The following is a 6,513-nucleotide window of genomic DNA, read 5'->3' as shown; positions in this document are numbered from 1 at the left end:
GAAAGGCGGTTTTTTATTTTCGTTCGCCTATCGCTGACGACGCGCTTCAATCGCAGCAGCCAGTTGGCGAAGTACTGTTTCGGTGTCTTCCCAGCCAATACACGCATCCGTGATGGATTGACCGTAAGTCAGGTTACAACCTGGTGTCAGATCCTGACGTCCCTCAACGAGATGCGATTCAATCATCACCCCGAAGATAGCATGCTCGCCTTGCGCAATCTGCGCCGCAACATCTTCCGCCACTACCATTTGACGTTTGAACTGCTTAGAACTGTTCGCGTGGCTGAAATCAATCATCACTTTCTGTGGTAAGCCAGCCACTTCCAGCTCTTGCTTGATATTGCTCACGTGCGCCGCGCTGTAGTTGGGTTCTTTACCGCCACGCAAAATAATATGGCAATCAGGGTTACCTGCGGTTTCGACAATCGCCGAATGACCAAACTTGGTAACAGACAAGAAGTGGTGAGAAGCACCAGCAGAGCGAATCGCATCAGACGCGATTTTAATGTTGCCATCCGTCCCGTTTTTGAAACCTACAGGACAGGAAAGCCCCGAAGCCAATTCACGATGCACTTGTGATTCCGTGGTGCGTGCTCCGATCGCGCCCCAACTGATCAAATCCGCCACGTACTGCGGCGTGATCATGTCGAGAAACTCACTCGCGGTCGGCATCCCCATATCGGTCAGATCCAGCAGCAATTTACGCCCCATGCGTAGGCCATCATTGATCTCATAAGTGTCATTGAGATACGGATCGTTGATCAGACCTTTCCAACCCACTGTGGTACGTGGCTTCTCAAAATATACGCGCATCACGATTTCTAACTGACCACTGAGCTCATCACGCAGTGCTTTTAAGCGCTTGCCATATTCAATCGCCGCTTTCGGGTCATGAATAGAACAAGGACCAATCACCACCAACAAGCGATCGTCTTTATCTTGCAGCATATTATGAATCGCTTCGCGCGCTTGAAACGTCGTGGACGACGCCGTTTCGGTCGCTGGGAATTTCTCTAACACCGCGACTGGTGGCAGTAGCTCTTTAATCTTCTTAATTTTTACATCATCAGTTTGAAACATCGTTACTTCTTCCTTTACTTTCTGGTTACCTTGCCAGTCAACGGCTCCAGCCTTGGTAATCACTGCACCTGTCGTTTCTTCGGGTAACTTATCGGCACTTGAAAAATATCGCAAGCACTATTTTTAAATAAAGGCAAGATTCCACTTTTCTTTACAGGAAAAACAAGGTGTAAATAATAAATTACACCCTATTGAGTAAGCCTTAGCCACTCAAAAAACGGCTCAGTAAAACCGAATCAATTAATGCATTGTGAGTTTTATGTTGCTAAGGTAGGGCAATAAGAATCACAAAGATAACAAGATGAAAGTGATAGAGTTTCACCAAGTCAGCAAATGGTACGGTCAATTTCAAGCGCTCAAATCGATTTCTCTTACGGTCAATAAAGGAGAGATTGTGGTGATTTGTGGTCCTTCCGGCTCCGGAAAATCAACCCTAATCCGCACCGTAAATGGCTTAGAAAGTATTGATAGCGGTGAAATTATCGTTTTACCCAAATTAGATGAACGCACGCGACGCAGCGGTAAGATCGGCATGGTGTTTCAGCATTTCAACCTGTTTCCGCATCTAACCGTATTGGAAAATCTCACCCTCGCGCCCATCCGCACGCTCAAGCTCTCTGCGCAAGAAGCCAAGGAGCGTGCTTATCATTTTCTGCAACGGGTGAAGATCACCGATCAAGCACATAAGTACCCGATTCAACTCTCTGGCGGCCAGCAGCAACGGGTAGCGATTGCTCGCTCTCTCTGTATGCAGCCGGAAATTTTGCTATTTGATGAACCCACTTCCGCGCTCGATCCTGAAACCATTAACGAGGTACTCGAAGTGATGGTCGACCTCGCGCAAGATGGCATTACCATGATGTGCGTGACTCATGAAATGGGCTTTGCGCGTAAAGTCGCGCACCGCGTGATGTTCATGGATGAAGGGGAAATTCTCGAAGTGGGTTCACCCGAACAGTTGTTCCAAAACCCAACGCATCCACGTACCCAACAATTTCTCAATCAGATCCTGAGCCATTGATGATAAAACGCTTTTTCCGCCCTCTGCTGTTTGCCGCCCTGCAAATAATGTTAGTGTTTGCCGGATTGGTCTGGCTACTCGATTCCGGCGCAGAGGCGATGGGCTATACATGGCAGTGGCACCGCGTGCCTGAGTATGTGTTGATTTTTGAAGACGGCGAATGGTGGGCAGGTGATTTGCTGCACGGCCTGTTGGTCACTTTGCAGTTGACTGGGATCAGTTTGATTTTCACTTTGGCTCTGGGTTTAACCACCGCTTTGCTGCGTCAGTCACACTCACTGGTCGGGCGCGCTTTAGGCACCGGATACATCGCGGTAGTGCGCAACACGCCGCTTTTGGTGCAAATTTACCTCCTCTACTTTGTGTTCGGTCCTGTGATTGGGCTCGACCGTTTTGCCACCGCAGTGCTAGCCCTCGCGCTGTTTCAAGGCGCGTATACCGCAGAGGTATTTCGCGGCGGGTTAAACAGCATTGCGCAAGGCCAGTATGAAGCGGCACGCTCGCTCGGCTTATCGCGCTTTTTTACCTTTTACGATGTGATCCTGCCGCAACTTCTGCAACGTACATTACCTCCACTGACCAATGAGATGGTGTCGCTGATTAAAAACTCGTCTATTGTCAGTGTGATGGCGATTTTTGATCTCACCACTCAGGGGCGAAATATCGTTTCGGAAACCGCGATGCCGTTTGAGATCTGGTTCAGCGTCGCGGCGATCTATCTGTTGTTAACCCTGACTCTATCAGCGTTATCAGCTTGGCTAGAACATAAACTGGGCGCGCAGTGGCGCTCACCATAACGCGAAAAAATGCGCGAAATAAAAATGCGCTAAATAAAAAGGGAACTCTTATGCAATTATTCGGACAACGTTTAGGTCGATTCAGCGTTAAAACCTTACTTACGGGCTTGTTGGGTCTGGCTTTCACTTTGCCAGCAGTGGCGAGCGACACACCCAATCTTGATGCGATTAAAGAGCGCGGCACGCTGCGCGTGGGTATGTCGACCTTTGTACCTTGGGCGATGCGCGATAAGCAGGGTGAGCTGATTGGCTTTGAGATTGATGTTGCTAAACGCTTAGCCGCCGACTCAGGTTGGCAAGTGGAATTTGTGCCGACCGCATGGGATGGCATTATTCCCGCGCTGCTGGCCAAAAAATTTGATGTGATCATCGGCGGAATGTCGGTCACGCCTGAGCGTTCCAAAAGTGTGCTGTTTACTGCACCCTACTCTCACTCTGGTGTGCAACTCGCTGCCAATAAAAAGCTCGCTGAAGGCTTTTCCAAGTTGGAAGATTTTAACAAGCGCAACGTAAAAATCGCGGCTCGCCGAGGTGCTTTTACCGTGCAAGTGGCGCGTGAAACCTTCCCGAAAGCCAGCGTGCTGCAATTTGATGACGATGCCCAAGCTTTCCAAGAAGTGATCAACGGCAACGCGCATGCAGTGATTGCTTCAAGCCCAAAACCCGAGCATGAAAGCATCAAACACAGTGATTCGCTGTTCCTTCCTTTCAGTGAGCGTTTAAGTAAAGGCAATGAAGCGTTTGCAGTGCGTTTAGGGGAAGAAGATAAGAAAGCCTTTTTTGAACAATGGATTGCGGACCGCACTGCTGATGGCTGGCTGCAAGCGCGTTACGAATACTGGTTCTCCACTTTAGATTGGCAAGATCAGATCGCCTCAGGTCAGTAAATGAATAACTATGGCGCAAAATCCTCCTCAGGCTATCGTTTTACTTTGCTGGATGGCGGATTACTGCTCGCAATCGCCAGCCTCATCGGCTGGCTCTATTACCGTTCGGAAGTAGGCATTCACTATCAGTGGCATTGGCGTGAAGCGTGGACGCTAATTTTCACGCCGCGTGCCGATGGCAGCTTACCCTACTTCTTACAAGGCTTAGGCGCAACGTTACGTTTAAGCTTGTGGGGCATGGTACTGGCTTTAGTGTTAGGGTCATTGATCGGCATCGCGCGCAGCCAAAAGGCGTGGTTTGTGCGTTTACCCGCTAACGCATTTGTGCAGCTAGTACGCAATATTCCACCACTGGTGTTTGTGTTTATCTTCTATTTTTTCATCTCCAATCAACTCATCCCGCTACTGGGTTTGGATGAGCTACTGCGCGACCATACAGCGGAAGTTCACCCGCTGATCACTTGGCTGTTTGGCCCTGCCCGCTTGTGGGAAAACTTGTTGTCCGGCGTGTTGTGTATCGGGCTGCTCTCTTCTGCTTACATTGCGGAAATCGTGCGTGCTGGGCTCGCCAACATCCCGCAAGGACAATGGGAAGCTGCGGATTCACTTGGCTTGCCAACGTGGGTCAAATACCGCTATGTGATTGCCCCACAAGTACTGACCGCCATTACCCCAGCGCTGGCAGGGCAGACGATATCCCTCATCAAAGATACGTCGATCATCTCGCTGATTTCGATTCAAGAACTGACCTTTGTCGGCAGCGAAATCGCCAACTCATCTGGACTAATTTTTGAGATTTGGCTGATTGTCGGCGCAGCCTATCTGGTGCTTTGCTTATCCCTGTCTATGCTGTTTAAGCAAGTAGAGAAGCGCAGCTTACGCCATTTAAGCCGTTGAACGATGAAAGACGGTATCGAAGTAAAGCCAGTTTAGCGATTGCTTCGATATTTTTGAGAATAAATATCAATTAGACTCAAACTTCAAAACCTCAATAGATAAAGGTGACCCCATGAATTCACAAGTCACACACTGGTTGGCCAGAGATCCGGATCCTAAAACTCGTCAAGAACTGCAACAGTTGATCGATACTCAGCAAGACGCGCAGATTGCCGAGCGCTTTCAATCACGCCTTGAATTTGGTACTGCGGGTTTGCGTGGCAAAGTCGGCTGTGGCCCTAACCGAATGAACCGTTTAGTGATCCAAGAAACGGCGGCGGGTCTGGGGCATTACTTGATTGCTCAATTACCCGATGCCAAAAGCCGCGGCGTAGTGATTGGTTACGATGGCCGCCCAGATTCAAAGCAGTTTGCTCACGATACCGCCAGCGTGCTGACTTCACTCGGCATCAAAACCTATTTGACCTACCAAGTCGCGGCGACCCCTATCGTGGCTTTCGGCGTACGCCATTTCAATGCGGCCGCCGCAGTTGTAGTAACCGCAAGCCACAACCCGCCGGAATACAACGGATTTAAAGTGTATTGGGAAAACGGCGCGCAAATTATTCCGCCGCATGATGCAGGCATTGCGGCTTGTATTGACCAAGCGGCGCAGCAAGCGATCCCTTACCTCGCCCTTAAACAGGCAGAGCAACAAGGCCTGCTGCATTGGCTGCGTGATGAGTATTACCAAACTTACCGTAAAACCATTGGAGCAAGCCCACTGTTGCAACATCACACTAAGCCGCAAGCGCTAAGCTTGGCTTATACCGCGATGCATGGAGTGGGTGCCAATATGGCAGAAACCTTACTCGCCGATGTCGGTTTTACTCACGTTAGCAGCGTGAAGGAACAGCGCGAGCCGGATGGCACATTCCCAACCGTCAACTTCCCGAACCCTGAAGAAGCGGGCGCGATGGATATGGTGATGGCACTGGCCAAAAAAGTCGGCGCTCAGCTTGCGTGTGCTAATGACCCAGATGCAGATCGCTTTGCGGTTGCCGCGCGTAAAGCCGATGGCGAATATCAAATGCTGACCGGCGATCAAGTCGGCTCACTGTTTGGTCACTATCTGCTCTCGCAAACCGATGCCCATCGCCAGCTGGTCGGCAACACCATCGTCTCTTCCAGCTTGCTCAGTAAAATCGCCGCGGCTCATGGCGCGCGTTATTACCAAACCCTCACTGGTTTTAAATGGTTGACCAACGTGGCGATGCAAGAGCAAACCGAGCAGCACCAATTCCTGTTCGCTTATGAAGAAGCCTTGGGATACACCATTGGTAGCACAGTGTGGGATAAGGATGGCCTTTCTGCTCTAGTCGCATTTGCTCAACTGGCGGCAGAGCTTAATGCACAAGGCAAAACGGTATGGGATCAGCTTGAAGCCCTGTATCGCCAGCATGGCCTGCACGTGAATGCGCAGCGCAGCATTGCGCTGGCTCCGAACTCGCCACCGGTGGGCGATAAATTGCGCGCCACGCCACCAACGGACATTGCAGGGCGTAAAGTGCTCATTGTGGAAGATTTTAAACTGGCACGCCGCACCTTTGCCGATGGCAAAACCGAAACGATTACCCTGCCAACCAGTGATGTGCTCATTTACCATCTGGACGGTGGCGCTCGCGTGATTGTGCGTCCATCGGGTACTGAACCTAAGCTCAAGTGCTACTACGAGGTAGTGACGCCGTTTGCGGCTGGGGAAGATTTTGTGAGCGCGCAAGAGCGGGCCGATGAGCAGATGTCTCTGCTGATTGCAGAGCATCAAACCAGCTTGTAACACTCAAAAAACAAG

General features: G+C 50.4%; 6 protein-coding genes. 5 read left to right on the top strand and 1 reads right to left on the bottom strand.

Annotation, left to right across the window (positions count from 1 at the left end):
• Positions 1-27: 27 nt before the first annotated feature.
• Positions 28-1,080 (bottom strand): 3-deoxy-7-phosphoheptulonate synthase AroG, encoded by a 1,053-nt coding sequence (aroG, locus tag GOU96_RS16480; protein WP_002022729.1) that lies wholly within the window; start codon positions 1,078-1,080, stop codon positions 28-30.
• Between the two features lie 307 nt (positions 1,081-1,387).
• Between aroG and GOU96_RS16475 the strand changes: the two genes are divergently transcribed.
• The 5 genes from GOU96_RS16475 to GOU96_RS16455 all read left to right on the top strand — a co-directional run bounded on the left by GOU96_RS16475 (position 1,388) and on the right by GOU96_RS16455 (position 6,498).
• On the top strand, positions 1,388-2,101 hold the full coding sequence (locus GOU96_RS16475; protein ID WP_175231901.1) for an amino acid ABC transporter ATP-binding protein: 714 nt from the start codon (positions 1,388-1,390) through the stop codon (positions 2,099-2,101).
• Positions 2,101-2,898 (top strand): amino acid ABC transporter permease, encoded by a 798-nt coding sequence (locus tag GOU96_RS16470; protein ID WP_230610593.1) that lies wholly within the window; start codon positions 2,101-2,103, stop codon positions 2,896-2,898. The genes GOU96_RS16475 and GOU96_RS16470 overlap by 1 nt, the downstream gene beginning before the upstream one ends.
• A 50-nt stretch (positions 2,899-2,948) precedes the next feature.
• Positions 2,949-3,785: a transporter substrate-binding domain-containing protein gene (locus tag GOU96_RS16465; protein ID WP_267780959.1), complete on the top strand. Its 837-nt coding sequence runs from the start codon at positions 2,949-2,951 to the stop codon at positions 3,783-3,785.
• Positions 3,786-4,682, top strand: a complete 897-nt coding sequence (locus GOU96_RS16460) for an amino acid ABC transporter permease (protein ID WP_001914944.1) — start codon at positions 3,786-3,788, stop codon at positions 4,680-4,682.
• 112 nt (positions 4,683-4,794) lie between these two features.
• Positions 4,795-6,498 (top strand): phospho-sugar mutase, encoded by a 1,704-nt coding sequence (locus tag GOU96_RS16455; protein WP_267780957.1) that lies wholly within the window; start codon positions 4,795-4,797, stop codon positions 6,496-6,498.
• Positions 6,499-6,513 lie beyond the last annotated feature (15 nt).

The organism is Vibrio sp. R-1, assembly GCF_035615595.1.
In the GTDB taxonomy this organism is placed as follows: domain Bacteria; phylum Pseudomonadota; class Gammaproteobacteria; order Enterobacterales; family Vibrionaceae; genus Vibrio; species Vibrio cholerae.
This window is presented reverse-complemented; position numbering and strand designations above follow the sequence as displayed.